The organism is Symplocastrum torsivum, assembly GCF_059505465.1.
The window spans coordinates 15531-41742 of sequence record NZ_JCACKQ010000115.1; the positions used below are offsets into that span (position 1 = coordinate 15531).

Here is a 26212-nt window from a genome sequence, read left to right on the forward strand (position 1 = left end):
GCTAACGTCGGTAAGTTAACCAAACCATTAGCGCTGGGAGTACAGCTAGCAGCACCGCCAGTAACGCCCAGAAAATAATGCTTGGTCCACTTGGTGAGCGTAAGGCTAGTGGTAGCCAGACAATCAGCAATACCAAGACAATTCCCAAAGCAACAGGGAGATAGCTTTCTCCAAGACTGGCATGAGCTGTATTCCAGCGATGCCCTGTCCAGCGCCAAGCTTTTTTGTAGGGGTAGCTTGTGGATAGCTGCTCAATCACATAGCCACTTTCTTCAACCACAAAAATTTGCTGACAGCGGTTGCAGCCGAAGGCTTCCGTCAGCGTAATCGGTACTAGTGAACCCCGGCGCCGACAGGGGCAGGGGTACTCAGTAGTTAGGTCAATTTTCTGAGCTTTTTGAGATGGCACAAGCGCTATTTCATTACCAAAAAACTTCAATGCCGATTGTCCAAAATATGCTAACCCTATTGTTTGCCAATTACACTAACTTGTGCGATCGCAAACCCTTACAACAAAAGCAGCATCCCTGAGCTTGATTGAGACGCTACCTAGGGAACGCCCATCCCTTACTATAACCCGTTCTTCAAGGTTCACAAATTTCCCAAGCCTATACAACTTTTCATGTCACTTATAGTTAAATTAGCTTAGTAACCAACAAGTAGCAAACTGTTTTTATTGATTTTTTAATTTCTAAGCGGGTAACGCGATTCGAACGCGCGACATTCACCTTGGCAAGGTGACGCTCTACCACTGAGCTATACCCGCAAACATTCACTAATCTTTAGCTTCTCAGAATTATTCCCATTTGTCAATGGGGAGGATTGGTTGAGAATTTCTCCCCGCTGCTCTACTTACCGAAAAATCACGCTAGAGGTTAAGGTTAGTTCCATCCCTCAGGTATCCGCAGATTCTATATGTTCAACCGTTGACTCCGAGGCGATCGCATAATTAGAAGAAACTGGCAGCGCTTGAGTTGTCACGGTACCGTCCTCATAGGAACCGTTGTTTGAGGCTGAGCCATTACCCTTAAACTCTTGCATCAAACTTGCCATTTCCAACGCATTCATCGCATAGTCCCAACCCTTGTTACTTTTGATTCCAGCCCGTTCCAGGGCTTGCTGCATTGTATCGGCTGTCACAATCCCAAAGATTACGGGTACCCCGGTTTGGAAACCAGCGTTAGCAATTCCCTTTGAGACTTCGGCACAAACATAATCAAAATGAGGTGTTTGACCCCGGATGACAGCACCAAGGCAGATGACGGCATCATAGCGACGGGTAAGCGCCGCTTGGCGAGCCATCAGGGGTACCTCAAAACTACCAGGCACCCAAATGTAATCCACTTGTGTGCCGTGGGGGTTGGTATCAACACCGTGGCGTTTCAAGCAATCTTGACACCCCGCCAAAAGTTTTTCAGTCACTAGATCGTTAAACCGACCAATGACGATCGCAAACTGTAGGGGTGTGGACGAAGTAAAATTTCCCTCGAAAACTGCCATGGCTGTCTTTAAATTTTGAGAGTGGTGTGGGTTATTATCCTCCCAATCTAAACCACAAAAGAACTCAACGCCCCAACTAGAAAGACAAGAGCAACCCAAACGCCAGAACCCAAGAAAATCAGCCTTTTCGATTGATTCCAGTTCTGAGGCGAAGCATAGGCAACCGGGACACCAACGACCATAACGAATGACAAGGCAACCAGAGCAGCAAGTGATAATTGAAATATGACAGACATTTTCTGTTACTCCCAAGAGACTGGATAAAAACTCTTCAGTCGGAAATCGACCAAGGCTAGACTCCGGAGGTCTTCTCCGGAAATAGGAAGCGCGGTCACTTGTGACTGATATTAAAACCTTCCTGACTAGTAACCTACCAAAATTTGACCCGCTTTTTTAGAAATTATCCAAATCAGGTAACGCTCCAGAGCCTATAGAGCGAAAGCCTCAGTTTAGAAGTCCTTGTAGGTAGAAGTCCTGTTAGGGTTCATAGACTACCCACTCTCTCGCAATGAACAACAAGTAGCACAGGAAAGCACTCAGGCAAGAATAATGGATCTGATTTTATGTCACACAACAACTGACTTTGATTCCCTTGGCGCGGCAGTTGGGCTAACGCGCCTCAAGCCTGGAGCAAAACTAGTTCTTACAGGTGGTGCCCATCCAGCCGTGCGGGATTTTTTAGCATTACATCGGGATGAGTATGCTGTAATTGAACGTCGCGCCGTTAACATCGAACAGATTCGATCGCTGATTGTCGTCGATTCCCAAAAACGCGATCGCTTAGGGAAAGCCGCAGAGTGGTTGGACTTACCTCAGTTAACAAGTATTGAAGTCTACGACCATCACCAGGGTAGCGAGACAGATATTCCCGCTACTCACACTCAAATTGAACCAGTAGGCGCCGCTACAACCCTAGTTGTCGAGCAATTACAACAAGCCTCAATTCAGTTGACACCCATTGAGGCGACAGTTATGGCACTGGGTATCCACACTGATACAGGTTCCTTAACCTATGACCAAACAACACCAAGGGATGCAGCAGCTTTAGCCTGGTTGATGGCGGCAGGAGCAAATGTGCGACAAATTGCTGAATATGTCGATCCTGGTTTATCTTCCCAGTTGCAGGAACTCTTAACCGAAGCCCTAGATAGTCTACAGTCCCAAACTCAGCTAGGACACACCATCTCCTGGGTACTTCTAAAAACCTCTGACTATGTACCAGGGTTATCCAGCCTAGCATCACGATTACTAGAATTAACTGAGAGTGATGCCCTACTGCTAGCGGCAGAGTATGGGGGGAGAGGACAAGAAGATGGGGACCAATTATCACCCTACCGCTCTACCACCCCACCACCTCATCAACAAGAAATTTTATTACCTCAATCCCAATTAAGCATAATTGGGCGATCGCGTATTGAGGGAACCAACTTAAACGAGTTATTTCAACCCTTCGGGGGTGGAGGACATTCCCAAGCTGCCGCTATGAGAATCCGAGATGTGAATCCCTCGGAACTCCTAGAACAGCTAGTTAACCAACTCAAAGAGCAAATTCCCCAGCCTCTAACTGCACAAGAATTGATGTCTTCGCCAGTCCGCACGATTCGCCCAGATACGACGATTAGCGAAGCTCAGAGAATCTTGTTGCGGTATGGGCATTCAGGCCTTTCGGTAGTAGATGAAAACGACGAGCTAGTTGGGATTATCTCGCGACGGGATATTGATTTGGCATTACACCACGGTTTTGGTCATGCGCCAGTCAAGGGTTACATGACTAAGAACGTGAAGACAATTACTCCCCAGACGTTGCTGTCAGAGATAGAGTCCCTAATGGTGACTTACGATATTGGGCGTCTGCCAGTTCTGGATAATGGGCAGTTAGTTGGAATTGTTACCCGCACCGACGTTTTACGGCAACGGCATCAAGAGGGGAGTGGGGAGAATTCTTGTTTTATCCCAATCACCAATCCTCAATCACTAATTCCTAATTTGCGATCGCGTCTTGCTCCCCCGCTTTGGGAACTCCTCATGAGGACGGCTCAAGAGGCTGACCAACGTGGCTGGCATCTTTATCTGGTAGGGGGAGGCGTGCGAGACTTATTACTCGCTGACGCGGCGGATAAGCTGCTGCTAGAAGATATTGACCTAGTGGTGGATGGCTATCATCGCTCAGCGGATACAGGGGCAGGAGTCACACTCGCTCAAGCCCTCCAGAACATCTACCCAAACGCTCGATTAGAAGTCCATGGGGCGTTTCAAACGGCGGCATTGTTGTGGCATAACGATCCCGTTCTCGGTTCGCTCTGGATCGATATTGCTACGGCTCGGACAGAATTTTATCCTTATCCGGCAGCTAATCCAGAAGTTGAAGCCAGTTCAATTCGCCAAGACCTTTACCGACGCGATTTTACAATCAATGCAATGGCGGCTCGTTTGACGACTTCCCGTGGTGGAGGGTTGCCCCTATTAGATTTCTTTGGGGGGTTACTCGATTTAAAATCGCATCAAATTCGGGTACTGCACGCCAATAGCTTTATTGAAGACCCTACCCGGATTTTTCGAGCAGTGCGGTTTGCTGTACGCTTGGACTTTCAAATAGAGGCGCAAACCGAAGCCTATATTCGCTATGCAATTGAGAGTGGTGTGTATGAGCGATCGCTTTTAGCCAACAGCAAAGCCCCAGCCCTCCAAACCCGTCTTAAGGCAGAACTGAAGTATATTTTGCAAGCCCCGTATTGGGAAAGAGCCTTGGAGTTGCTCGATTCTTTAGAAGCACTGCGGTGCCTCCATCCCACACTGAAGTTAGATGAGCAGTTGTGGTGGCAGGTTCGTTTGGTTAATCGGTGGCTGCGACGATTTGACCCTGACAAAAACCTAGAACACTGGCAGATGCGGCTGGAAGTCTTGCTGGCTCATCTTGCACCAGAAGCGCGCACGGCAGTTGCCATAAATCTTCAGCTTCCAGCAGACAGTATCGAACGCCTTGAGCAACTCGATCAAGTAAAAGCGAAGGTTGTCGAGACTTTACCCACCTGCCAACGCAGGAGTGAAGTTGTGCAACTACTGCGCTCTTACAAGCTACCAAGCTTGGTTTTAATTGCTGTCCAAAGTCCAAGAACAATCCGACGCAAAATCTGGCAATACCTCACCACTTGGGCTAATATGCAAGCCCCGCTAGATGGCAATACCCTTAAACAACTGGGTTACAAACCGGGACCCCAATACCGACAAATTCTAGACGAACTCCTAGCGGCGACACTCGATCAGGTGATTCAGAATGAGGCAGACGCGAAAGCTTTTTTGGCAGAACATTATCCGCTAACAGGTAATGCGTGATTAAGTTGCTTGGTTTAGCTGTCAGCCGTCAGCTCTCTAGGGGAAAGTTGATTCTCCTATTTCTGACCTCTAAGCGGTAGCATAATTGGGACAGTGGGGAGTGAACTTTTATGAACTTGACGGCTGGAACCGTTCTACTCAAAGGCAATTATGTCCTCGACACCCAACTTGGTAATGGTGTCTTTGAGCTAACTTACCGAGCAACTAACACGCAGTCCGGGCAAACAGTTGTCATCAAAACTCTTGGTGAAAATCTGCGCCAACATTCAGAAATTGACCAGTTTAAGCAAAAATTTCTAGAGATGGCTGAGCGCTTGAGCCGCTGCAAGCATCAAAATCTCGTTCAGGTTCTTGATTATTTTGAAGAAGCGGGATGTCCTTACTTGGTGATGGAGTACATTCCAGGGCAGACTCTGGCGGCACTTGTCGAGTCAAAAGTGCTACCAGAAGCGAAAGCTCTTGAGTATATTCGTCAAACGGCTAACGCCTTGAGTGTTCTTCACAAGGCTGGCTTACTACACCGGGATGTCAAACCTCAAAATATTATTCGACGTCAAGACACTGATTGTGTGGTGCTGTGTGAGTTTGGGATTACTTGTGAGTTCACCGCAGGTGTGATGCAAACTCATGCCAACTTACTTTCAGCGGGGTATGCGCCGCAGGAGCAATATTCACTGGAGGCTCAGCGTACCAGAGCAACTGACATTTACGCCCTAGCCGCAACGCTCTACGACTTGCTACTTGGACGTCCACCGTTACCTGCACCAGTTCGGCAAGCCCTACAGACGAAAAACGCCGATCGCCTTTTCCTTACAGAGTTACAGCAACATACCCACAAACTGAGTCCCACAGTTAAACAAGCCTTGTGGCAAGCTTTAGCAATCGCTCCTCAGAAACGCCCTCAAACCGTAGAAGCATGGCTGGCACTGTTTCCCAAACCAGAAAAACCACCGTTGCCTCAGCCTAAACCCGCTCAAGTCCCGGTAGCTAAACCTAAGGTAGATACAGCAGGGGTAGCTCCCGTAAACAACTTTGTCAAGGCGAAAGCAAAACCGACACCGAACAACAGCGTAGTTAAACCCAAATTAGAGACAGGAGTTGCTCCCCTAAATAACTCAGCAACGGCGAAAGTACAACCGACACCGAATAACAGCGTAGTTAAACCCAAATTAGAGACAGGAGTTGCTCCCCTAAATAACTCAGCAACGGCGAAAGTACAACCGACTCCAAAGAACGGTAAAACGCCACCCTTAACACCAACAAAAAATTCGATCCCTCAGCCTACACTCCCTCAACTCCCAATCACAAAAATCAAAACGTCGGGGGGTCATAATTACCTTGTTCCTAAAAAACGCAAACCCACTAAGGCTGGCTTGCCACTCAAGGCGCTGATAATGACAAGTGCGATCGCAACATCAGCTGGGGTAGGATTTGGCTTTGCGCTCCGGATTAACAGCCCGAATATACCCGGTTCTTCGATTCTGCACACGGAGCAATCGTTTCCCCCCTCTAGCAATTGGCCGATGTCAAAGCATCAACTTTAATGCCATCATTGCAACTAAGATTCTCAGGCTGGGGATTTTCCCTTAACCAGCCAAGCTAGAAAGGCTGTTCAGGCAGGATTTATGGGAATCACGTTATAATTTGTTGCGGATACTAAAGAATTTTTCTCATGAGTAATTCTGTAATTCACGCCTTTTTTCTAGGTAGAGCTGTAGCTCAAGCCCTGAATGAACAGGTAGAAGACGCGCTGACTAATGCTCTAAGCGAACTCGGTAGATTTGATGCCGAACAACGTGAACGGCTACGGCAATTTACCGAGCAAGTCATGGAAAGGGCTTCCAGCGAGGCTGAAACAACAGTACGTGGGCGAACAACTACTGCAATTGTGCCAATTGGCTCTCAGCCACTTGACATGCAAGCAACAATCGATGAACTCCGAGCTGAAATTGCCCGCTTACGTGCCGAATTGCAAGTCTACCGTAATCAATCGGTCTAATTCCAAAACGATCTGACCGTTCAATTAGGGAATACCTTGTTGTTATGAGAGAACCTTGGCACACCTGCCAAACTTAAAAGACTCTCATTCATCTTAATCGTTCTTAATAATCCTGATTTTTGAGAAACTAATTTAGGAACCTAAGTGTCTGCTCTTTTCCAAGAACCTGTCAACCTTAAGCAAAATAAAGAACGCACGGTGGCAACGCAGCGTGACTTAGGTAAGCTCTACAAAGACAAAGCTTATCGGTGGAATAAAGAAAATTACTCCCGCCACCGACGCTTTGTAGACATTTGGTCATTTGTTTTATCCCTAATGACGGGGTTATGGCTCGATGGCAAGCCTTGGAGCTATCCCGGCGGGATGACGGATGAGAAACGGGCAACTCGACGTAAAGCCCAAGCGATCTGGATTCGTGACACGTTTTTAGATTTGGGACCAACCTTCATTAAAATTGGACAGCTCTTTTCAACTCGTGCTGATTTATTCCCCAGCGAGTATGTTGAAGAACTCAGCAAGCTACAAGATCGGGTACCTGCCTTTAGCTATGAGCAGGTTGAAGCAATTATTAAACAAGATTTAGGGAAGCCGGTTGCAGAACTCTTCAACAGTTTCGATCCGATTCCCCTAGCGGCGGCTAGCTTAGGGCAAGTTCACAAAGCCCAGTTGCACAGCGGCGAAGAGGTCGTGGTTAAGGTACAACGACCCGGTTTGCGGAAGCTTTTTACCATTGATCTACAAATTCTTAAAGGGATTACCCGTTACTTTCAAAACCATCCTGAGTGGGGACGTGGTCGAGATTGGCTGGGGATCTATGAAGAGTGCTGTCGTATTCTTTGGGAAGAAATTGACTATCTTAACGAAGGCAAGAACGCTGATACCTTTCGCCGCAATTTCCGTAGTGATGACTGGGTAAAGGTGCCTCGTGTCTACTGGCGCTACACTACACCACGGGTGGTAACGCTGGAATACCTTCCAGGGATTAAAATTAGTCATTACGAAGCCCTTGAAGCTGCTGGTCTAGATCGCAAGCTGATTGCTCATCTTGGCGCAAAAGCTTATCTTCAGCAACTGCTCAATGATGGCTTCTTCCATGCCGATCCCCATCCCGGCAATATTGCCGTCAATGCTGAAGGGGCACTGATTTTTTATGACTTCGGCATGATGGGGCGGATTCGGTCAAATGTGCGTGAACAACTGATGCAGACGCTGTTTGGCATTGCCCAAAAAGATGCCGATCGCGTTGTCACTTCTCTGGTTGAATTGGGTGCGCTTTCTCCAGTTGACGATATGGGGCCCGTCCGACGATCCATTCAGTACATGCTGGATCATTTTATGGATAAGCCATTTGAGAACCAATCGGTAGCTGACATTAGTGAGGATCTCTACGAAATTGCCTACGACCAGCCTTTTCGCTTTCCGGCAACATTTACCTTCGTAATGCGAGCATTCTCGACTCTGGAAGGTGTCGGGAAGGGTTTAGACCCGGACTTCAACTTTATGGAGGTTGCAAAACCCTTTGCAATGCAGATTATGACAAACGGCAACACTCCCGATGGTAATAGCTTCCTCAATGAACTAGGACGCCAAGCGGCTCAAGTTGGTAGCACGGCTTTGGGTTTACCCCGGCGCATTGAAGATACGATCGAGAAATTAGAACGAGGAGACCTGCGCGTTCGAGTCAGGTCAATTGAATCTGACCGAATCCTCCGACGCATTAGCAGCATTCAGTTGGGAACCAACTATACTTTACTAATCAGTGCGTTCACTCTGTCAGCCACCATTCTATTTGTCAATGGGAATGTAGGGCTGGCGTTGGTCGTCGTTTTGGTCGCAGCGATCGCGGCATTTGCCCTGATTCGGTTGCTCCGACGACTCGATCGCTTTGATCGTATGTTATAACTCCCGTAAAGACTTTGACGCCAGCAAACAATTTATGAAATGTCGCTTCACGGGTCTCACCGATCCGGGACTACTTCGTAATGTCAACCAGGATGATTTCTACATGGACCCTGAGGGGCGATTTTTTGTTGTCGCCGACGGTATGGGAGGTCATGCTGGGGGGCAAGAAGCCAGCCAACTCGCTACGGAGGCAATTCAGACTCATTTAGAACAGCACTGGCAATCTGCCACCTCGTCTGAAGAGTTACTGGAACAAGCCTTTTCCGAGGCGAATCAGGCAATTATTCTAGACCAACAAAAGCACCCAGAGCGCTCAGATATGGGCACAACGGCAGTTGTGGCTATCTTCCGTAACGAACAACCTTGGTTTGCTCATGTGGGAGACTCACGCCTCTATCGGCTACGAGGCTCCAATCTAGAGCAAATCACGGAAGACCACACTTGGGTTGCACGAGCCATGAAAGCCGGTGATATTACCCCAGAGCAAGCTCGAATGCATCCTTGGCGTCATGTCTTGTCTCAATGTCTGGGTCGTAAAGACTTACAGCACGTTGATGTTAAACCCATGGATGTGCAGCCTGGAGACCGCCTCCTGCTGTGTAGTGATGGTCTTACAGAAGAACTCTCAGATGCCTTAATTGCCTCTAACCTCGAACCTGACTTGGATTATGAACAAGCGGCAGTTAACCTTGTTGATGCAGCTAAGGAAAAGGGAGGTAGAGACAACATCACGGTGGTGATTGTTGAAATAGACGACATCAGTCCTGAGGAAGCCACTGCGCCGAGTCTCTAGCATTGACTACCTGATTGTCCTTCTTAATCCACACAGTCGTTCCTCGTCTTGAGAAAACTAGTAGCCTGAATTGAAGGATGAGTCCTGTCGTTGGCGGCGGTTACTGAGCCATAGGACACGGGTACTCTAGTCAACGACGAGAATTCATGGCAATCTAAGTAAATGTACTTAATCTATGAGGATGGCTGACCGAGCATCCTCATGACAGCGTGCTGTACAAACAGGAAGCCAAAACCCTGCAAGACTTTAGGGTTAAGAAGACCAATTAAGCAACTACTAATGGTAGTAATTTGTAGTAAGAATCTTTCGAGAGGATGAGGCAAACTACACCCTAAGACGGAAAAATGTTAAGAGATTCAAAAGAATACAAGAAAAAATAATTTAGTCAGATTTATTCTTAGTCTGCTCTGCTCATGAATCCTTCGGTTCTGACTCGTGCCTCGAAACCTGACCATATTCTCGTTGTAGATGATTCGCCGGATAACTTATTCCTTGTTCAAACAATTTTAGAAGAAGAGGGATACGAAATTAGTTTGGCGGAGGATGGCCGCATTGCTTTAGAGCAGATCGAACAGTCCCCACCGGACTTGGTACTTCTGGATGTAATGATGCCGGAGATGGATGGCTTTGAAGTCACAAAGCGCATCCGGGAAAATACGAGTTTGCCCTTTATGCCAATTCTGCTGATCACAGCGTTTGATCAGCCAAGTGTGGTCAAAGGACTAGACACGGGTGCAGATGATTTTATTCGTAAGCCAGTAGAAGTCGATGAATTGCTAGCACGGGTGCGATCGCTTTTACGCCTGAAGCACGCGATTGATGAACGTGAGCAAATTGCCCGTCAACGAGAAGATTTTGTTTCCTGGATGACGCATGACTTGAGAACTCCCATTGTCGCAGCAGAGCGGATGCTGATGCTGTTTCAGCAAGGAGCCTTGGGAGAACTATCACCATCCATGCAGGAAGCCATCTCAACAATGGCACGTAGTAACCGCAACTTGCTAGCGATGGTAAATACATTACTCGAAGTCTATCGCTATGAAGCGGGTCGTAAGAATCTCTGCTTCTCTCCCGTTAATCTCCAAGAGGTGGTTAAAGAAGTCACCCAAGAACTTGCTCCTCTCGCCAATGAAAAAGGGCTGTCCTTGAACTACAAAAGCCAGGAGAATGTCAACGGTAAAGTAGTAGGCGATCGCTTAGAACTCCATCGCGTATTCACAAACTTGATTGGCAACGCCATCAAGTTTACAGATACTGGCTCAGTTGAAGTGCGTCTGAGTAATAACCATGACGAGAAAAACCCTGAAGTATCCCAGGTAGTCATTCAAGTCCAAGACACTGGGCCTGGGATTACCCTAGAAGACCAAACGATACTATTCGACCGATTCCGGCAGGGTAGCCATAAACGTTCTGGAAGTGGTTTAGGGCTTCACTTGTCTAAACGGATTGTTGAAACTCACCAAGGAACCCTTGAGGTTAAATCTGAGATAGATAAAGGTAGCTTGTTCATTATTCGCCTAGCCACTCATCATTAACTGTCAAGGTGTTAGGTTTTGGGTCGTAGGTTGTAGCGCACAACTTAGACTAAGACTAAGAAAAATTAGGGTTTTGGATTCCTTGTGCATTGCCTTTAACCTACCTCCTAATCCCTACAACCTGCGACCTTAACAGCGCTAGGTGGCTTGCACCCCTACTAACAACCAACAACCAACAACCAACTAACGTTTCCCTTGCTTCCACTTTGCGATCGCCTTTTGAGCCGCCTCGTAGGAAGGCGTGTTAGCTGGGACTAAAGTTGCCGCTTGAATCGCTTCCTTGAACTTACCCTGAGACGCTCGCGATTGCGCGATCAGATAAATCTTTTGGCTTCCTTGGGCAATTAACTGTTGCGCTTCGGCATACCCTGGTTGTCCAGCCTGAATTTTACGGAGAGTTGTAAGAGAACGGTTATAAGACGAGGCTTGGTTTGGTTGGATTTGTTTTTTTGCGGCTTGAATAATCGCTTGATTTTGCTGTTGCTGGGTAGTTAGAGCCTTCCACTGATTAATCGTCTTCTGAGCTTTGGCATAAACAGAAGGATTATCTTTTGGTACCAATTGAGCTGCCGCGATCGCACCCCCAAAATTTCCCTGATTCGCTCGTCCCTCTGCTAAATCTAGAATCACCTCACTCCAACGTGTAATGTCTTGCTTCGCCTGCTGGTACAGAGGCTCACCTGGTTTCACAGTACGAGCTTGGACAATCGCCTTGCTAAACAGAGAGGCTTGATTGGGTCGGATTAAGCGCTTTGCCTGATCCAAAGCCGCTTGATTGGCTTGAAGACGGGTTGGCGCTGGTTTTTGGGGTGCCGCCACTGACAACTTATTACTGGGATTGGGGGAACTGGTAGGGGAGGCTTTTGCTGTTGGACGGGGATTGGGGGAACTGGTAGGGGAGGCTTTTGCTATTGGACTGGGAGGTGACGTTGTCGGGGGTTCTTGAGCCGTTGGAGATGTTGGTAATTCTTTAGTAACTGGTGTCTCGTTTATTGACTTCGTGGTAAAAGCATCCCGGTTACGGAATATCACCGCCGCAATCATCAGCGCCAAAATTAGGATAGCGCCACCTCCCCAAAGTAGTAGTTGTTGCCACCAAGGAGTATTGACATGGCGTTTAGACTGCCGTTCTGGAGAAGCAACCATTGCGCCTGGTTTATAGGTAGCTGGCGTTGAGGTAGCAGTAGGAGGAGAGATTAGAGATGTAGTTGGTCGTGTCTGTGTCGCTGAGAGCGGAGTTTTTTGTCCAGGTGTCGCCCCATTGCGAGAATCCTCTGTGTAACCGTTTTCAGTTTCTAGTTTTGCCTTGGGGATAAAGGCGCTTGAGATGCCAACAGGAGTCCTTTCCTTAATGGGTTGGTTTTTGACAGAAGGCAGAATCAGTTGTTGACGCTGCGCCTCTGAGGGAACCACTGTCAAAGGGGTCTGAACAGGTCGCCAGTGGTGTTGGCTCAACTCTGGTAGACGAGTGTGCAGATACTGTTCCAGATGTTCTAAGGTGGTGTCAGTGTGATAATAGCCCAGTGCTTCTAGAAGTGCTTCTGTAAAGAGTCCATGCCCCAGTACAGCAGCTTCGTGGGAAAATTGGTCAAGTTGACTGGACAGCACTAACACAATACCCATTTCGCGGGCTAATTCAATCGCCTGTGCCCCAACAGGAATACCAGATTGCAAGCCGGATGCCCGGTTGATATCTAACAGAACTAAGATGTTTTCACTACCTTGAGCCTTGAGGGTTTCAAATAGCGATCGCATAGATATTCCTGTCCCTGGAATATCGTCTGGATTTCCATCAATCGGCATTAGGTAGTCAGCATTTTGCCAATTGACACCATAGCCACTGAAAAAGAACCAACGCCAAGTCTCTGATTGTCTTGAATTCTGGCGATTTGCCCTTAGCCAGTTCAAAATATTTTCGCGACTGGGATAGGTTGACTGGTCATTGACTAGTGGAGACGTGTCAGTTAAGAGTAAACATTGGTTAGACGGTAAGCTGGCTTGGCGTACTAAAAAATGCCGCAACGCCTGTGCATCCGCTTGCCCATAACTCAAAGGTTGTAAAAACTGATAGCGATTAATGCCAATTGCAACGCAAGCGTGATTTGCCATGTGCTCCGTGCCCCAGTTGTCTGGTGTAGTTGTTCGTGGGTTAAATAAATTGTCTTGGAATGAGAGGAAGTATTGGTACTATCGGCTTACTTGATTTGTTGAGTGCTAGTTAAGCAGAAAGCGATCGCACTGCTCAACCACTCAACGAATCCTGACATACCTGGTTTTTTTGTACCTCTAAGGCTTAGTTTATGACTGTTTTTGGTCAAGAGGTAGATGAAATCTTCTATTAGAGACACTTATCCTCTAAAATAATGCACCTAAAACGCTAATTGCCAACAATCACTAGGGGGGTGAGTGCGTCATATGTTGAAGTCTAACCGAAGCGATTTCAACCCGCTCTTATTACTGTCAGTCCAGTTCAAGAAATCTTCTGCCGCATTTTTTCAGTTGATTGCCCAACAACAAATTACACCGCTAAGATTAATGCTTTTATTAGGCTTCACGGGCATCAGTTGGCTTGCCACAGCCACCGTTGCTCCTCAGATAGCCCAAGCCTACACAGCACGGGTAAACCTTTCCATAAATCGTCAAGTCGGAGAATCTTTCAACAGCTTTCTGCGCCGTGCAGAAGCCATTGCTAGGGCAGCAACGCAACGCAGCTTTGATTCAGATATCTTGGTGACTGACGTATCCGTAACAGTGATTGGGCAAAATCAAGGGGCAATCACCCCTATCTTATTGCTGGAAGTAAGCCGTCAATCTTGGAGAGGTCGTCCCGATCCCCAGAGTTGGACAACTTACTTCCCCGATACCCAAACCCTACTTGGATTTGAACAAGAACCACTTGTAGACGCTGAACCTCAGGTTCCAGGAGGACAGCCACCACCTCCACCTGGATCACCTGGAGTCCCCGGAGCGCCTGGAGTACCTGGTGGAGTACCGGGCGCTCCAACGGCTCTCCCTCAGCCCACTGCTCCCACAAACATTGACATTCCCGACATTCCCGGTGCGCCAATTCGGCGTTTTCCTAACCAACCTCAGGCTCCTACTCAGGCTCCAGCTAACACGACTCAGCCCACTGCTCCCACAAACATTGACATTCCCGACATTCCCGGTGCGCCAATTCGGCGTTTTCCTAACCAACCTCAGGCTCCTGCACCCAATGCCCCGGCAACACAGCAGACTGGACAGTAGGGAGGGGAAATTGGGCGAAAGGGGAAGGGTTAAAGGGAAAAGGAAAGGAATATTTCGCATCTTTTGCCCTTATTCGTCAAAAGAGGCAGTGAAAGTTAGCCTTTATCAAGTACATGGCTAGCCCCTTATGGAATCCATGACATAGAATGAAAAGGCTGTCAAAATTCAGAACATACTCCCATGGCTGTTCCTAAGAAGAAAACATCAAAATCGAGGCGAGACAAACGCAAAGCAACCTGGAAGCGCAAGGCAGCGCTACAGGCTCAAAAAGCCCTTTCTCTGGGCAAAGCTGTTTTGAGTGGTCGTTCTACCTTTGTATATCCCGCACCAGAGGAAGAAGAAGAAGAGAGCTAGAACGGAACTTTGGGCTATGGGAAAGGCAACACCAGGGGTCTTACGGTTTGTGCTATGACCATGAAAGTTAACAAGATTTTGTCCTAAGAGCAAAATCTAACGCTACGGTTTGATTAGTACCCAAAACACTATCTCTACTGGCATCATGCTCGGAAAATTTTTCCGCAAACCAGAATCAGAACAGAGCGATCGCGTTCCTCCCGGTCAATACCTAACCAAAGGATTTCCAGTGCTGACCTACGGTCAGACCCCCCGAATCAGCACTGAAGACTGGGAATTTCGTGTGTCGGGCTTAGCCGAAGCCAAGACCTTGAGCTGGTCAGACTTCATGGCAATGCCTCAAAGCGAATTCACTGATGACTTTCACTGTGTAACACGTTGGTCAAAACTGGATGTGCAATGGACAGGCATCAAGGTGACCGACTTTATGAAGTATGTGGAAGTCGATCCAAAAGCTACTCACATTGTCGAACACTGCTACGGAGGTTACACCACTAACCTTCCCATAGAGGATTTTGTGAGGGAAGAAAACTTTTTTGCTCATACCTTGTTCGGAGAACCACTAGCAGCAGAACACGGTGGCCCCATGCGCTTAGTCGTTCCCCATCTCTATGCTTGGAAAAGCGCTAAGTGGATTAATGGCTTAGAATTTCTCGATCATGATGAACCAGGTTTCTGGGAGCGTAATGGCTATCATCGTCGAGGTGAGCCTTGGGCAGAAGAACGCTACAGCGACTAAGGAAATTTGAAATTGTAGCCATACATGGTTTGCCACCTACAATGTAGATGTTACTTGCAGCACCTATTGCCTTGCTCATTGGGCTGTTTAAGGTTTAAGTTGGAATGGCAAGTTTGACTCTCTGCAAAAGTGCTTTACTGTTTGTGAACAACAGGACAAGTAACGCACTGACATTGCTTGGCTTAGCCACCTCTGTCATTTTCCCGCTCCATCAAACACGAGATTGACAAAGACATTCTTGATGCTACAATCGCAATACAAAAAGAGGATTCTAATAATGTATCACTGGGACCTGTAAGTCCGGATCCTGTTGATCCGGCAAATCATCAACCGTCTGAGATTTACGATCACCGCTCTGTTGAAGCTCGATGGCAAGCAGTTTGGCAGCAGACACAGATTTACGAAACCGATCTAGCCAGAGCGATTGACAGAGCTTCTCCAGAGCCTCGCCCTTTCTACAATTTGATGATGTTTCCCTACCCATCGGCAGAAGGGTTGCACGTCGGGAATGTGTATGCCTTCACAGGAGCGGACATCTACGGTCGCTTTATGGCGATGAACGGCAGGGATGTCTTTGAGCCGATGGGGTTCGACGCCTTTGGCATTCATAGCGAGAACTTTGCGATTAAGAAAGGGATTCATCCCAATCAATTAACAGCAGGGAATGTTGAACGATTTCGAGAAACGCAGTTGAAGCGCATTGGTAACCGCTTCTGCTGGAATCACGAAGTCCAAACCACCAGTCCGGCATACTACAAGTGGACACAGTGGATCTTCTTGCAGTTGTTCAAAACCGGATTAGCCGAACGCAAGAAAGCATCGGTCAATTGGTGTCCGTCCTGCAAAACGGTATTGGCAGATGAGCAAGTGATTGCAGGGGAATGTGAACGCTGTAGTGCGATCGCTATCCAACGTGAATTGGAGCAATGGTTTTTCAAGATTACCCGCTATGCCCAACGCTTGTTGGATAATTTGGAGCATTTGGACAGGTCAGAACGGGTAAAAACAGCACAGCGTAACTGGATCGGTCGTTCTGAACATGAGGGTACAGTGCAGTATCACTTGCGGGATTGGTTGATTTCCAGGCAACGCTATTGGGGACCACCAATTCCAATTATCTATTGCCAGACGTGTGGTACGGTTCCGGTTCCAGAAGACCAATTGCCCGTTGAGTTACCCCAAACGCAGGACTGGTTGCCGAAAGGAACAGGCAATTCTCCGTTGGCAGACATTCCTGAATTTGTGAATACAACCTGTCCGTGCTGTGGCAGTGCGGCGCGGCGAGAAACCGATGTATCGGATAACTTCTTGGATTCTGCCTGGTATTTCTTGCGCTATCCCTCCAGCAATTGCTCGGATGTTCCGTTTGACCCACAAATTACGGCAACCTGGTTGCCCGTGGATATGTACATTGGTGGAGCAGAACATTCAGTATTGCATCTGTTGTACAGTCGCTTCATCACAATGGTGTTGCACGATTTGGGATACATTCCGTTTGAGGAACCCTTTCGATGCTTCCGCGCTCATGGTTTGCTCACGAAAGATGGAGCCAAGATGAGTAAATCTAAAGGGAATGTGGTGAATCCTGACCAGTACATTGAGGAATACGGTGCAGACACCTTGCGAACGTACTTGATGTTTTTGGGGCCTTATGACCAAGGAGGCGATTTCTCCGATCGCGGTATTGCAGGAATACAGCGTTTTTTGAATCGCGTCTGGCAATTGGCGATGAAACATCAAGACTCGATCCAATCTAATGAATTGGATGTCGAATCCCAGCGCGGGTTGCATCAAACCATTCACAAGGTGAGAGAAGATATTCAAGCGTTGAAGTACAACACTGCGCTCGCTACCTTAATGAGTTATCTCAATACCTTGGAAGCCAAAGAACAGCTTTCTCCAGTAGAAATCAAGTCTTGTGTGTTGATGTTGGCTCCCTTTGCACCCCACATCACCGAGGAACTTTGGAGTCGCATGGGTAAATCCTATTCAATTCATCAACAGCCATTCCCTCAAGCTAATTCTGAGTTTCTTACACAAGCGCAAGTGACGATTGCCGTTCAAATCAACGGACGGACTCGAACCACATTCCAGCTTACTCCGGATGCAGCTCAGGAAGAGGCGATCGCATTGGCAAAACAGTCAGAATCCTTGCAGCGTTACATCAACAAGCAGGAAGTTCGTCGTGTAGTTTATGTACCTGGTCGGGTTCTCAATCTCGTGATTTGATTGTCGCATCCCATTAGTTGAATGCTTTACCACTGGCTGGTGTTGCGTGCATTTTGCCTCCCTGCCAGTGGTCTAGAGCCTTTGTCGCCCACTGAAGTACGTTACTCTTACAAAAGCTGGAATAGGTGTTCGGGTGGCATACCAGCTATTTTTAGTCATACATATATTTTAATTAGCCAGGAGAGTTAAGACTTAGGTAGTCTTAACCTCTGGCTTTAATAATGCTGGGATGTCTGTTGTCAATCAAGAGTGGACTAACTCCCGCGACTGCCGCTTGACTCGACCGTCCATCGTGGCTTGTTGCAATCGAGTTAAAGCTTCTATATCTTCTAAGTCATGCTGAAGTACAAACAGTCGTCGCATTTGCTCTTCAGCTTCTACCGTCAGATACCCGGATTGAAGAACCTCTTGGACAATCTCACAAATTGTAGACATAACCCCGTTTCCTCAAGTGTCTTAGCCAGTATCAGGTGTCTAATCCAAACAATCTGTGATAGTTGGAAGTGAAGTTAGTGATGCTATTAAGCACTTTTTAGTGATGCAATCTCCCTTTTTATGTGATAAAAATCACCACTGACGACTATTTCAACAGATCACAGTTCATCGGGAACCTTGAAACTCATGTCGGTGAACCTTTTCCCTGCTCTTTGTCAAGCAACCCAGAGATGTTGAGCAAATCGGATGGCAAAGTTGACGAGAATGATGCTAAAGAAAACCATCGTTGCATAAGCCCAGCGAGGATAACGATCAAGTACCAGACCTAGTGCGATCGCAAGTGACACAATAGCATAAGCGTAACGTTGAGCCGATGCCGAACTTCCAGAAAACATGATTAACCCTAAGGCGCAAAACCCATAAACCACCTCAATCAACCGCAGTTGATGGCGTAAGCGCCAGAGCAGGTAACCACCACCAAAAACCATCACGACGACAATTAACGACTCGCCTCCCAAGCGCCACGACGCTAACGCCAAAGCAAACGAGATAGAGATTACCACCACAGAACCGAGCTTTTGGCGAAAATGCCATAGGAGATAGATACTCCCCAAAAGCAGTACAAACAAGAACGGATGCCAAGGATCTACAATTGCGCGTTGCTCTAAATTTGTTTTGCCAATAGCGATTGTTATCAGTTCTCTACGCCAATCCTTCCAATTCAATCCAGTTGTATCTCGCCATGCCTTCTGAGCATGAACAAAAGCCAAGGGGTCACCAAAATTTAGAGCGCAATATAAGCTAAAAATAACTACTCCTCCAGCCGTAAGTAGAGCAGCGACGTAGGCACTTACTGGACGACGTTCTTTCCAGGCGACAATCAGGAATGTAGGAACAAGGACAACCCCCGTCACACGAGCCGCTGTCGCCAATGCCCCCCAGAGAGCCGCTAAAGCATGTTGTTGCTTATCGAAAGCTCTTAAAGCCGCTGTGCTGAACAACATAAACAGCCCTTCGGTATAAATCACACTTCCAAATAAAGAAAGCGGACACCACGCCCAAACAGCCGTTGTCCAACGAGCCACACTTCCACCATGACGTTCCTCTACCCAACGGTAGAGAACAACCAATGCCGCCAGGAAAGCCAAATTATTTACCAGCGTTCCGGCGACATTAAATGGTAACCCCAGGTACATCACGCCACGGGTGAGTAGAGGAAACAGCGGAAAAAATGCAATATTGTATTTTTCCTTGATCGTACTTTCGTATTCATAGCCGCCTGTAACAATCGTTTCGTAGCGCGGACTATCCGAATAAGAGAAGAGGCTCCAATCAACAGTGGGAACAATCCCTTCCGGTGGAACTGGTAGTGATGGGGCAATCAGTACCATTGCCACAGCAATAACGACTCGGCTGAGTAGCCACATCGCTGCGGCAAACCTGAAGGCATTTGCCCATAAAGCTTTACTTTTGCTCATCAACTTCCTGCCTTGTGCTTCAACTGGGGATTGGGAGTATCTGGAGGAGGATTGCAACCGAAGTCAGCTGCTGCTCTTTTGAGCAATGAGCTTGAAGGGAATTATAGCGACGACTGGTTTTGTTTTGGTCATCAATCCGCAAGAAACTTGGCTCAGAGAGTCCTCTGTATCAAAGTGTTGGGGCTTAGTAAGAATTATTGGGATAATCGTGCTTTTATGTTTTTTATAGCGGTTCTCAAATAAGTGGAGTACACTCAACTTCTGCCCTTTGCCCTGGAGCCTTCTGCCTTAAAGCCAACTACTTTGTACCTCAGCAAATCGAGAAACGCTATATCTGGAAAACTAGCTTTCACAGCTTTGATAGCGATCGCTCACGTTGTCTGGTGGACTAAATTGTGAGATATGAAAACAAGTATCCTGAAGCGCAATAACGTCAACGTGCAAGGGCAAGGCAATCAAACGCTTATCTTTGCCCACGGCTTTGGTGCCGACCAAACCGTTTGGCGACACGTTGTCTGTGCGTTTGAATCCAACTATCGCATTGTGCTGTTTGACTATGTAGGGGCAGGGAAGTCAGACTTAACTGCCTACAGCCGCTCTCGCTACAGCCGCCTCTACGGGTATGCGGAAGACTTACTGGACTTGTGCGCTGAATTAAACCTGACTCAATCCATCTTTGTCGGTCATTCAGTCAGTGCAATGATTGGCTTACTTGCTTCCCTAATCGAGCCAGAGCGCTTCAGCCGCCTCATCTTTATTGGCGCATCACCTCGTTACCTCAACGATGTAGGCTACTACGGTGGCTTCGAGCAATCTGATCTGGATGCCATATACGCAGCAATGTCGGCTAACTATGAGGCTTGGGCGTGTGGCTTCTTTGCTTCCTTGCTAATGGGTAATCCAGACCGTCCAAGCCTTGCTCGTGAATTTGCCAATACTCTTGTCGCAGTCCGCCCAGATATTGCTCTGGCTCTTGCCCGTACAATTTTCCAGTCTGATTATCGTGCTGAGTTGCTGCGTCTAACTGTACCGACACTGATTGTACAGTCGAGCAACGATAAGGCTGTCCCACCAGAGGTAGGAGAATATATGGCTTCTAAGATTCCCAAAAGTCAGCTAGTGAACATAAACGCAGAGGGTCATTTACCTCATTTAAGTGCGCCCGATGAGGTAGTGCGAGCAATTAGCGCTTATCTAGTTCAGTGATGGGAAAGGTTTTTAGTGTTGATGAGTATTTTTCTGCTGTGCGATCGCATTTCCTCTTTTCCCTAACCATGTCCTAATTAGGTTGGATAGTATCCCTCTTCTGTCACTCTCCGAAAACTTTTGCCATTTCTGAACTCTAGAGCTTTTGTATATCAAGCGATCGCCAGCTTTTTTCTGAGTAGAAATTGATGAGAGTGCCAAATTTGTCAAAATATCATCATTAAACGCCGCATCGCTTAACATACCTTGTCTCTGGAAACTACTCATAATACGAAGAACCGGAGAGTGACAGAAGAGGGGTATAGCAGTAGCCACAAATGTTAGGACATTAACGGGAGAAGAGCCTTCCCCAGCTAGAGCCGATTTGACCCAAAGCTGACCGCCCAAAGCTGACTGCTGATTGCTATAGGCTTGTAGAAATTTGTCGCTAGAGTTGACCCAGTTGCAACAGTGCTTGAGCGAAGATAACCAACTCTAGGAATGTACTCGTGAACCTTAAACGGAGAGGGGGAGATTCGAACTCCCGGAACCTTTCGGTTCATCCGATTTCAAGTCGGACGCGATCGACCACTCTGCCACCTCTCCAGGTTTATCTATATTATCAAGGTCTTGCATTTATGGCGACTGGCTGTAAACAGGTTGTATAACAGTCGCTTCAGGATGCTGATAGAGCAGTTGCTCAGATACCACCGTATAGTCTTTACCCATCCAAACTAGAGAGATTTGATTAACGATACCTGCTTCTAGGGAAACCACGGAAAAATTACGGAGGCGATCGCTTTCAGTTTGGATAATCCGAGGTACACTTGCTGAATTCAAGTAAACGGTTCCTTCCGGACTTGTAAAGATTGCTGTTCGTAGTTTCTCCTTGGTGTGACGCATCGTGTGGTGCATATGACCAAAGGTAACGAAAGGAATTTTTTTACCCAATGCTTGAGTTTGTGCGATCGCTTCTGCAAAATCTGGGTCGCCGTAATCCCCACCCAACGGTTGCCAATCTCTCCCACAGGGGTCTTCTGGGCGATCACCTAATCCAACTGGACCATTGTGACCCAAAAAAATAATTGTTTCATAAGTCGTAGTCTGCGCCGCTGCAACTATGCGCTCAATCGACTCCTCAAAATTGGTAACGCCACACCGTTCTTTCAAGAACTCCTGATTTTTCCAAACTTCGCCACCCCAACTGTAAGGACGACTGCCAACCACAGAGAGATTGAACTCTGGAAAATCCAGTTTTCCGTAACCCACATGAGTTTCACCCAGTAAATCTAACTGTTGCTGCACTCGGTCTTCCTTTTTGCGATCGTATGGACAGCGTTTTCTTCCCCAATCCGAGGCGCTATACCAAGCATCATGGTTTCCCATAATCGCTGCCTTGGGAAGGTCGATATCAGTAACTAACCGCACGATATCCACCGCTTCATTACCAAAATCTCCCACAAACAGCACCAAATCAACACCCAACTGCTGGAGCGCGATCGCATCCTCAGCTTCCCATAAATCATGGATGTCCCCAACAACAGCAATTTTGATCGATTGCTTGTAATTCCTCTGATTGCTCATGTGATCTCTCTTATCGGTCTTTCTCCAGGATAAAAAGCCTTACTGATTTTTGCAGTCTTTGTGGATGTTCAACCCTAGGGAAGATTTCCTAAAGCCACTCAGCCACCATGTCAGTTTTGGTAAAAATAACTATAATTACCTCAGGCTGTTTTATCGCAATTAACTCAAAACCTGTGTTTACGACTGCACTTCCTCAACAGACGAAAGCTTCTTCATTTCTCCCCTATGACCTGTTTGGGGCAATTAATACCCTGAAAAAAGAACTCAATGCTGTTGTTCTTGCCCACTACTACCAAGACCCTGATATTCAGGATGTTGCCGACTATCTCGGCGATTCTCTTGGACTTTCTCAACAGGCAGCAAGTACCAGTGCCGATGTTATCGTTTTTGCCGGGGTTCACTTCATGGCAGAAACCGCCAAAATCCTCAATCCTGACAAGCTAGTGCTGTTGCCAGACTTAGACGCGGGTTGCTCTCTGGCTGACAGTTGCCCTCCCGAAGAGTTTGCCAAATTCAAAGCAGCTTACCCCGATCATCTAGTAGTTTCTTACATTAATTGCTCCGCCGAAATCAAGGCGATGAGTGACATTATCTGCACCAGTTCCAATGCTGTCCGGATTGTTAACCAGATTCCTGAAGACCAACCAATCATTTTTGCCCCAGACCGGAATTTAGGGCGCTATGTGATGGAACAAACAGGTCGTGACCTCTTACTGTGGCAAGGTAGCTGCATTGTTCACGAAACCTTCTCAGAAAAGAAGATAATCCAGCTAAAGATCGAACACCCAGAAGCTGAGGTAATCGCTCACCCGGAATGTGAACCACCCGTGTTGCGTCACGCTAGCTACATTGGCTCGACAACAGCACTGCTAAAGTATGCTCAAACAAGTCCCGCAAGCACGTTTATTGTCGCCACTGAACCGGGTATTATTCACCAAATGCAAAAGCAAACCCCCAACAAGCGCTTCATCCCAGCACCTGCGATGAATAACTGTGCTTGTAATGAGTGTCCTTATATGCGGCTCAACACATTGGAAAAGCTGTATCTAGCGATGAAAAACCGTCAGCCAGAAATTACAATGCCAGAACACATTCGAGTGGCTGCACTGCGACCAATTGAGCGGATGTTAGAGATGAGTGTTTAGGGTGAATGGGAATTGGGAATCGGGAATTGGGAATTGGGACTCTCAAGAGGAGCATCCTGTTTTCACTCATAAAAGACGGGTTACCTAAGTGAACAACTGAGATAACATACTCCCAAACCCTAATCACCAATTCCCTAATCCCCAACTTCCACCAACCTGCCGAATCCTTCTAACACCTAACTATGACTTCCACTACAGCTAAGCCCGTTGACTGGAATGCCCTAGCTTCTGAACTAGCTGGCATAGAAATTATTACTGAGCCAACCCAGCTAGCGAAGTTGTCTCTGGACTACTATCACTTCAGTCCGGTACTACAACCCAAACTTGCCTCTAAAAGAGGGGATTTGGTTGTGCGTCCTACCAACGAAGCGGAAGTTTTACGAGTGGCAGCGGTGTGTGTTAAGTACAAGGCACCATTAACTGTGCGAGGCGCAGGGACAGGAAATTATGGGCAGTGTGTACCCCTGAATGGTGGCGTAATTCTGGATACGACACGGATGAATGCAATTCGCTGGATTAAACCAGAGTTAGCCTGTGTTGAGCCTGGAGTAAAGCTGGCGGCGTTTGATAAACAAGCACGGGTGACGGGATGGGAATTGCGGATGGCTCCCTCAACTTATCGCACAGCAACGATTGGTGGCTTTATTGCTGGAGGAAGTGGGGGAATTGGTTCGATTACCTATGGACAATTACGCGATCGCGGAAATCTTCACGCTGTCCGAGTCGTCACAATGGAAGATGAACCGCGTGTCATTGAATTACGTGGTGATGATGTGCATAAGGTTAATCACGGATACGGTACCAACGGCATTATCACTGAATTAGAAATTCCTCTGGGTTCTGCTTATGCTTGGGCAGAAGTGATTGTTACCTTTGATGACTTCATGACAGCGGCTCGATTTGGTCAAGCTTTGGGGGATGCTGATGGTTTAATTAAAAAACTCATTAGTATTCATGCTTCACCAATTCCTTCATACTTTGCCGCTTTAAAGAGTTACCTTCCAGAAGGGAAGCATTGTGCATTATTGATGATTGCTGAGTCTTGTTTGGAACCGCTACAAGATTTAGTTCGGGAGTATAGTGGCACGATTACTTACCAAAAATCTGCTCAAGAAGCCAGTAAAGGCACAGCATTGTGTGAATTTACCTGGAACCACACGACACTCCACGCCCGTAGCGTTGACCCAAACCTAACTTATTTGCAGAGCTTGTTTCCGGCTAATAAAAACCTCAGCTTGGTTGAGCATATGTATCATCATTTTGGTGATGAAGTGATGATGCATTTAGAATTTATTCGTGTTGGCGGACAAGTTGCTCCCGCTGCATTGCAAGTGGTTCGCTACACAACTGAGGAACGGTTGAATGAGATTATTCATTATCACGAAGAGAAGGGTGCTTTTATTGCTAATCCTCATACCTACATTCTGGAAGATGGAGGAATGAAAACCGTTAATCCAGAGCAATTGCAGTTTAAGGAAATGGTTGACCCATATGGGTTGATGAATCCTGGGAAGATGAAAGCTTGGTCAGAAAGGGTTAAGTAAACTCACTCAAGGGATGTAATCTACCCAATTAATCTACAGGTAACAATAACGTCTCCTCAATCTCCTGTCGCACTGCCTTGCTTACCTGACAACCACTATTCAATTCTTCCACTAGAGATTTATTAGCTTTGTAATACTCTTTCAGCAAATCCTTCTGCGCTTCATTGAACTGCAAATTGTAACCAATCAAGCCTGTTATTTTTTCAACCCAGGCTTGACCCTTAGTTTTCCGCCACTCATCAAATCTTTCTGCCTCTTCATCCGGGTCAGGTAGTTCAGCTTCGAGTTCTTCCATGGCTTGCTTCAGTCTAGGTTCAATGTCAAGGGCAAGGAGACACATAAGAACGTTCTTAGGGTCAAAATCAAAGGCAAGGTTAAGTGCAAGTCCACGGCTACGGTCAAAAACAGAAGTAAAAGAACGAGCAAAGGAGCGGCGGCGGGTAGGGTCATCAAAAGCTTTAGCCAAGTCAAAACCAAGGACACGGATGAGGGCAAGGTAAAAAGCTCGAACTTTTGCTGGCTCGTAAGAAGAGTCAACTGAAAGGGCTTTCTGGCTCACCCAAGTAAGAAGCTGCTGCAATGTCTCATCTTTAGCCACTAGCGCATCAGCTTGTTGCTTCATCTGCCGTAGTCGTTTATTGGCAAGCATCATCGCACCATCTTCTGACAATTGTTCCTCTGTGAATTGAGTGTCTGTCAACAGATTATTAACAGTCTTTTGGATAAAGCGCTCAACGAGCCATATCCGAAGCCGTGAGAAGTCACGCTTAAACTCCAGGTAGATTGCGCCTAATAAAGCCTCGAACATCTCAGTAAAGAGCCTTTCCTCACTGTAATCTTTTTGTTCCACACCTCGTCCCAGCAGACAAAGCTGTTTCAATTTCAACTCTCGCGCAAATTCAGACAGCTTCTGCTGGCTTACCAGGTTATTTTTCAATTCAGTAAGCTTACCTTCATTTAGGTCGGCGTACTGTTGGTGTAAATAGTCGATAACAACAGCACCGAGAATCGCATCACCTAGGATGGCTAGCCGTCTGTACTCACGCTCCTGCGCGTCTTTTTGCTGAGTAGTCAGGTTGCTATTCTCATAGATACGAGATGGATGAGTCAGAGCAATCTCAAGCAACTGCGTTTGCTTGAAGTCGGGAATGCCGATCGCTTTTTTAACAGCTTCAATGTTCACTATTTAATCTAGGATGCAAAAACAACTA

General features: G+C 47.0%; 23 protein-coding genes, 2 tRNA genes and 1 pseudogene. 15 read left to right on the plus strand and 11 right to left on the minus strand.

Annotated elements, in window-relative coordinates; all coding sequences use genetic code 11:
- Nucleotide 1: 1 nt before the first annotated feature.
- Nucleotides 2-409, minus strand: coding sequence for a hypothetical protein (locus AC5JL3_RS27635; RefSeq protein ID WP_192218565.1), 408 nt, complete (start codon nucleotides 407-409; stop codon nucleotides 2-4).
- Here AC5JL3_RS27635 and AC5JL3_RS27640 point away from each other — a divergent pair.
- Nucleotides 403-531, plus strand: coding sequence for a hypothetical protein (locus AC5JL3_RS27640; protein ID WP_496077516.1), 129 nt, complete (start codon nucleotides 403-405; stop codon nucleotides 529-531). The two genes, AC5JL3_RS27635 and AC5JL3_RS27640, sit on opposite strands and share 7 nt — an antisense overlap.
- A 163-nt stretch (nucleotides 532-694) precedes the next feature.
- Here the strand turns inward: AC5JL3_RS27640 and AC5JL3_RS27645 are convergent.
- The 3 genes from AC5JL3_RS27645 to psbZ all read right to left on the minus strand — a co-directional run bounded on the left by AC5JL3_RS27645 (nucleotide 695) and on the right by psbZ (nucleotide 1736).
- Nucleotides 695-766, minus strand: a tRNA-Gly gene (locus AC5JL3_RS27645).
- 128 nt (nucleotides 767-894) lie between these two features.
- Nucleotides 895-1500, minus strand: coding sequence for a 6,7-dimethyl-8-ribityllumazine synthase (gene ribH / locus AC5JL3_RS27650; RefSeq protein ID WP_496077517.1), 606 nt, complete (start codon nucleotides 1498-1500; stop codon nucleotides 895-897).
- Nucleotides 1501-1547: 47 nt separating this feature from the next.
- On the minus strand, nucleotides 1548-1736 hold the full coding sequence (gene psbZ / locus AC5JL3_RS27655) for a photosystem II reaction center protein PsbZ (protein WP_192218567.1): 189 nt from the start codon (nucleotides 1734-1736) through the stop codon (nucleotides 1548-1550).
- Nucleotides 1737-2049: 313 nt separating this feature from the next.
- Here psbZ and AC5JL3_RS27660 point away from each other — a divergent pair, with 313 nt between their 5' ends.
- From AC5JL3_RS27660 to AC5JL3_RS27685, 6 genes are all read left to right on the plus strand, one after another.
- Entirely contained in the window at nucleotides 2050-4833 is a 2784-nt protein-coding gene (locus AC5JL3_RS27660; RefSeq protein WP_496077518.1) for a CBS domain-containing protein, read from the plus strand.
- A gap of 110 nt (nucleotides 4834-4943) precedes the next feature.
- Nucleotides 4944-6377, plus strand: coding sequence for a serine/threonine protein kinase (locus tag AC5JL3_RS27665; protein WP_496077519.1), 1434 nt, complete (start codon nucleotides 4944-4946; stop codon nucleotides 6375-6377).
- 128 nt (nucleotides 6378-6505) lie between these two features.
- On the plus strand, nucleotides 6506-6832 hold the full coding sequence (locus AC5JL3_RS27670; RefSeq protein ID WP_496077520.1) for a DUF6825 family protein: 327 nt from the start codon (nucleotides 6506-6508) through the stop codon (nucleotides 6830-6832).
- Between the two features lie 198 nt (nucleotides 6833-7030).
- Entirely contained in the window at nucleotides 7031-8734 is a 1704-nt protein-coding gene (locus tag AC5JL3_RS27675; RefSeq protein WP_496077679.1) for an ABC1 kinase family protein, read from the plus strand.
- 34 nt (nucleotides 8735-8768) lie between these two features.
- Nucleotides 8769-9527: a Stp1/IreP family PP2C-type Ser/Thr phosphatase gene (locus AC5JL3_RS27680; RefSeq protein ID WP_496077521.1), complete on the plus strand. Its 759-nt coding sequence runs from the start codon at nucleotides 8769-8771 to the stop codon at nucleotides 9525-9527.
- A gap of 413 nt (nucleotides 9528-9940) precedes the next feature.
- Nucleotides 9941-11062, plus strand: a complete 1122-nt coding sequence (locus AC5JL3_RS27685) for a hybrid sensor histidine kinase/response regulator (protein WP_496077522.1) — start codon at nucleotides 9941-9943, stop codon at nucleotides 11060-11062.
- Between the two features lie 183 nt (nucleotides 11063-11245).
- On the opposite strand, the gene AC5JL3_RS27690 is transcribed toward AC5JL3_RS27685, so the two are convergent.
- Nucleotides 11246-13171, minus strand: a complete 1926-nt coding sequence (locus tag AC5JL3_RS27690) for a caspase family protein (RefSeq protein WP_496077523.1) — start codon at nucleotides 13169-13171, stop codon at nucleotides 11246-11248.
- Between the two features lie 306 nt (nucleotides 13172-13477).
- Here AC5JL3_RS27690 and AC5JL3_RS27695 point away from each other — a divergent pair, with 306 nt between their 5' ends.
- The 5 genes and pseudogenes from AC5JL3_RS27695 to AC5JL3_RS27715 all read left to right on the plus strand — a co-directional run bounded on the left by AC5JL3_RS27695 (nucleotide 13478) and on the right by AC5JL3_RS27715 (nucleotide 17630).
- Nucleotides 13478-14308 carry a hypothetical protein gene (locus AC5JL3_RS27695; protein ID WP_496077524.1) on the plus strand — a complete coding sequence of 277 codons (831 nt, stop codon included), beginning with the start codon at nucleotides 13478-13480 and terminating at the stop codon, nucleotides 14306-14308.
- 180 nt (nucleotides 14309-14488) lie between these two features.
- Nucleotides 14489-14662: a 50S ribosomal protein L32 gene (rpmF, locus tag AC5JL3_RS27700; RefSeq protein ID WP_496077525.1), complete on the plus strand. Its 174-nt coding sequence runs from the start codon at nucleotides 14489-14491 to the stop codon at nucleotides 14660-14662.
- A gap of 145 nt (nucleotides 14663-14807) precedes the next feature.
- Nucleotides 14808-15401, plus strand: coding sequence for a sulfite oxidase-like oxidoreductase (locus AC5JL3_RS27705; RefSeq protein ID WP_496077526.1), 594 nt, complete (start codon nucleotides 14808-14810; stop codon nucleotides 15399-15401).
- A gap of 339 nt (nucleotides 15402-15740) precedes the next feature.
- Nucleotides 15741-17072 (plus strand): annotated as a pseudogene (locus AC5JL3_RS27710) (class I tRNA ligase family protein); the annotation flags it as partial.
- Between the two features lie 57 nt (nucleotides 17073-17129).
- Entirely contained in the window at nucleotides 17130-17630 is a 501-nt protein-coding gene (locus AC5JL3_RS27715) for a class I tRNA ligase family protein (RefSeq protein WP_496077680.1), read from the plus strand.
- A 243-nt stretch (nucleotides 17631-17873) separates the two neighbouring features.
- On the opposite strand, the gene AC5JL3_RS27720 is transcribed toward AC5JL3_RS27715, so the two are convergent.
- Complete coding sequence (locus AC5JL3_RS27720) at nucleotides 17874-18065, minus strand: hypothetical protein (RefSeq protein WP_192218578.1); 192 nt, start codon at nucleotides 18063-18065, stop codon at nucleotides 17874-17876.
- A gap of 215 nt (nucleotides 18066-18280) precedes the next feature.
- Entirely contained in the window at nucleotides 18281-19543 is a 1263-nt protein-coding gene (locus tag AC5JL3_RS27725) for a mannosyltransferase family protein (protein WP_496077527.1), read from the minus strand.
- A 402-nt stretch (nucleotides 19544-19945) separates the two neighbouring features.
- Here AC5JL3_RS27725 and AC5JL3_RS27730 point away from each other — a divergent pair, with 402 nt between their 5' ends.
- Nucleotides 19946-20749 (plus strand): alpha/beta fold hydrolase, encoded by an 804-nt coding sequence (locus AC5JL3_RS27730; RefSeq protein ID WP_496077528.1) that lies wholly within the window; start codon nucleotides 19946-19948, stop codon nucleotides 20747-20749.
- 12 nt (nucleotides 20750-20761) lie between these two features.
- On the opposite strand, the gene AC5JL3_RS27735 is transcribed toward AC5JL3_RS27730, so the two are convergent.
- The 3 genes from AC5JL3_RS27735 to AC5JL3_RS27745 all read right to left on the minus strand — a co-directional run bounded on the left by AC5JL3_RS27735 (nucleotide 20762) and on the right by AC5JL3_RS27745 (nucleotide 22312).
- The gene (locus AC5JL3_RS27735; RefSeq protein ID WP_496077529.1) at nucleotides 20762-21016 is read right to left on the minus strand and encodes a hypothetical protein; all 255 of its coding nucleotides are present in this window, start codon (nucleotides 21014-21016) and stop codon (nucleotides 20762-20764) included.
- Nucleotides 21017-21249: 233 nt separating this feature from the next.
- Nucleotides 21250-21334, minus strand: a tRNA-Ser gene (locus AC5JL3_RS27740).
- A gap of 30 nt (nucleotides 21335-21364) precedes the next feature.
- Complete coding sequence (locus tag AC5JL3_RS27745) at nucleotides 21365-22312, minus strand: TIGR04168 family protein (RefSeq protein ID WP_496077530.1); 948 nt, start codon at nucleotides 22310-22312, stop codon at nucleotides 21365-21367.
- Nucleotides 22313-22485: 173 nt separating this feature from the next.
- Between AC5JL3_RS27745 and nadA the strand changes: the two genes are divergently transcribed.
- Together nadA and AC5JL3_RS27755 are read left to right on the plus strand one after the other, a co-directional pair.
- Nucleotides 22486-23457 carry a quinolinate synthase NadA gene (gene nadA / locus AC5JL3_RS27750; RefSeq protein ID WP_496077531.1) on the plus strand — a complete coding sequence of 324 codons (972 nt, stop codon included), beginning with the start codon at nucleotides 22486-22488 and terminating at the stop codon, nucleotides 23455-23457.
- A gap of 182 nt (nucleotides 23458-23639) precedes the next feature.
- A complete protein-coding gene (locus AC5JL3_RS27755) occupies nucleotides 23640-25001 on the plus strand; it encodes an FAD-binding oxidoreductase (RefSeq protein WP_496077532.1) in 1362 nt (453 codons plus the stop codon).
- Between the two features lie 28 nt (nucleotides 25002-25029).
- Here AC5JL3_RS27755 and AC5JL3_RS27760 read toward each other — a convergent pair whose 3' ends face one another.
- Nucleotides 25030-26184, minus strand: coding sequence for an NACHT C-terminal helical domain 2-containing protein (locus tag AC5JL3_RS27760; protein ID WP_496077533.1), 1155 nt, complete (start codon nucleotides 26182-26184; stop codon nucleotides 25030-25032).
- Nucleotides 26185-26212: the final 28 nt, after the last annotated feature.

Excerpts from the sequence above, each read along its gene's own strand:
- AC5JL3_RS27755 (WP_496077532.1), top strand. The coding sequence starts at position 23,640 with ATGACTTCCACTACAGCTAAGCCCGTTGACTGGAATGCCCTAGCTTCT.
- AC5JL3_RS27670 (WP_496077520.1), top strand. The coding sequence starts at position 6,506 with ATGAGTAATTCTGTAATTCACGCCTTTTTTCTAGGTAGAGCTGTAGCT.
- rpmF (WP_496077525.1), top strand. The coding sequence starts at position 14,489 with ATGGCTGTTCCTAAGAAGAAAACATCAAAATCGAGGCGAGACAAACGC.
- AC5JL3_RS27685 (WP_496077522.1), top strand. The coding sequence starts at position 9,941 with ATGAATCCTTCGGTTCTGACTCGTGCCTCGAAACCTGACCATATTCTC.
- AC5JL3_RS27695 (WP_496077524.1), top strand. The coding sequence starts at position 13,478 with ATGTTGAAGTCTAACCGAAGCGATTTCAACCCGCTCTTATTACTGTCA.
- AC5JL3_RS27715 (WP_496077680.1), top strand. The coding sequence starts at position 17,130 with ATGAAACATCAAGACTCGATCCAATCTAATGAATTGGATGTCGAATCC.
- AC5JL3_RS27745 (WP_496077530.1), bottom strand. The coding sequence starts at position 22,312 with ATGAGCAATCAGAGGAATTACAAGCAATCGATCAAAATTGCTGTTGTT.
- AC5JL3_RS27720 (WP_192218578.1), bottom strand. The coding sequence starts at position 18,065 with ATGTCTACAATTTGTGAGATTGTCCAAGAGGTTCTTCAATCCGGGTAT.
- AC5JL3_RS27660 (WP_496077518.1), top strand. The coding sequence starts at position 2,050 with ATGGATCTGATTTTATGTCACACAACAACTGACTTTGATTCCCTTGGC.
- AC5JL3_RS27735 (WP_496077529.1), bottom strand. The coding sequence starts at position 21,016 with ATGAGTAGTTTCCAGAGACAAGGTATGTTAAGCGATGCGGCGTTTAAT.
- AC5JL3_RS27640 (WP_496077516.1), top strand. The coding sequence starts at position 403 with ATGGCACAAGCGCTATTTCATTACCAAAAAACTTCAATGCCGATTGTC.
- AC5JL3_RS27680 (WP_496077521.1), top strand. The coding sequence starts at position 8,769 with ATGAAATGTCGCTTCACGGGTCTCACCGATCCGGGACTACTTCGTAAT.
- AC5JL3_RS27690 (WP_496077523.1), bottom strand. The coding sequence starts at position 13,171 with ATGGCAAATCACGCTTGCGTTGCAATTGGCATTAATCGCTATCAGTTT.
- AC5JL3_RS27705 (WP_496077526.1), top strand. The coding sequence starts at position 14,808 with ATGCTCGGAAAATTTTTCCGCAAACCAGAATCAGAACAGAGCGATCGC.
- AC5JL3_RS27730 (WP_496077528.1), top strand. The coding sequence starts at position 19,946 with ATGAAAACAAGTATCCTGAAGCGCAATAACGTCAACGTGCAAGGGCAA.
- ribH (WP_496077517.1), bottom strand. The coding sequence starts at position 1,500 with ATGGCAGTTTTCGAGGGAAATTTTACTTCGTCCACACCCCTACAGTTT.
- AC5JL3_RS27725 (WP_496077527.1), bottom strand. The coding sequence starts at position 19,543 with ATGAGCAAAAGTAAAGCTTTATGGGCAAATGCCTTCAGGTTTGCCGCA.
- psbZ (WP_192218567.1), bottom strand. The coding sequence starts at position 1,736 with ATGTCTGTCATATTTCAATTATCACTTGCTGCTCTGGTTGCCTTGTCA.
- AC5JL3_RS27665 (WP_496077519.1), top strand. The coding sequence starts at position 4,944 with ATGAACTTGACGGCTGGAACCGTTCTACTCAAAGGCAATTATGTCCTC.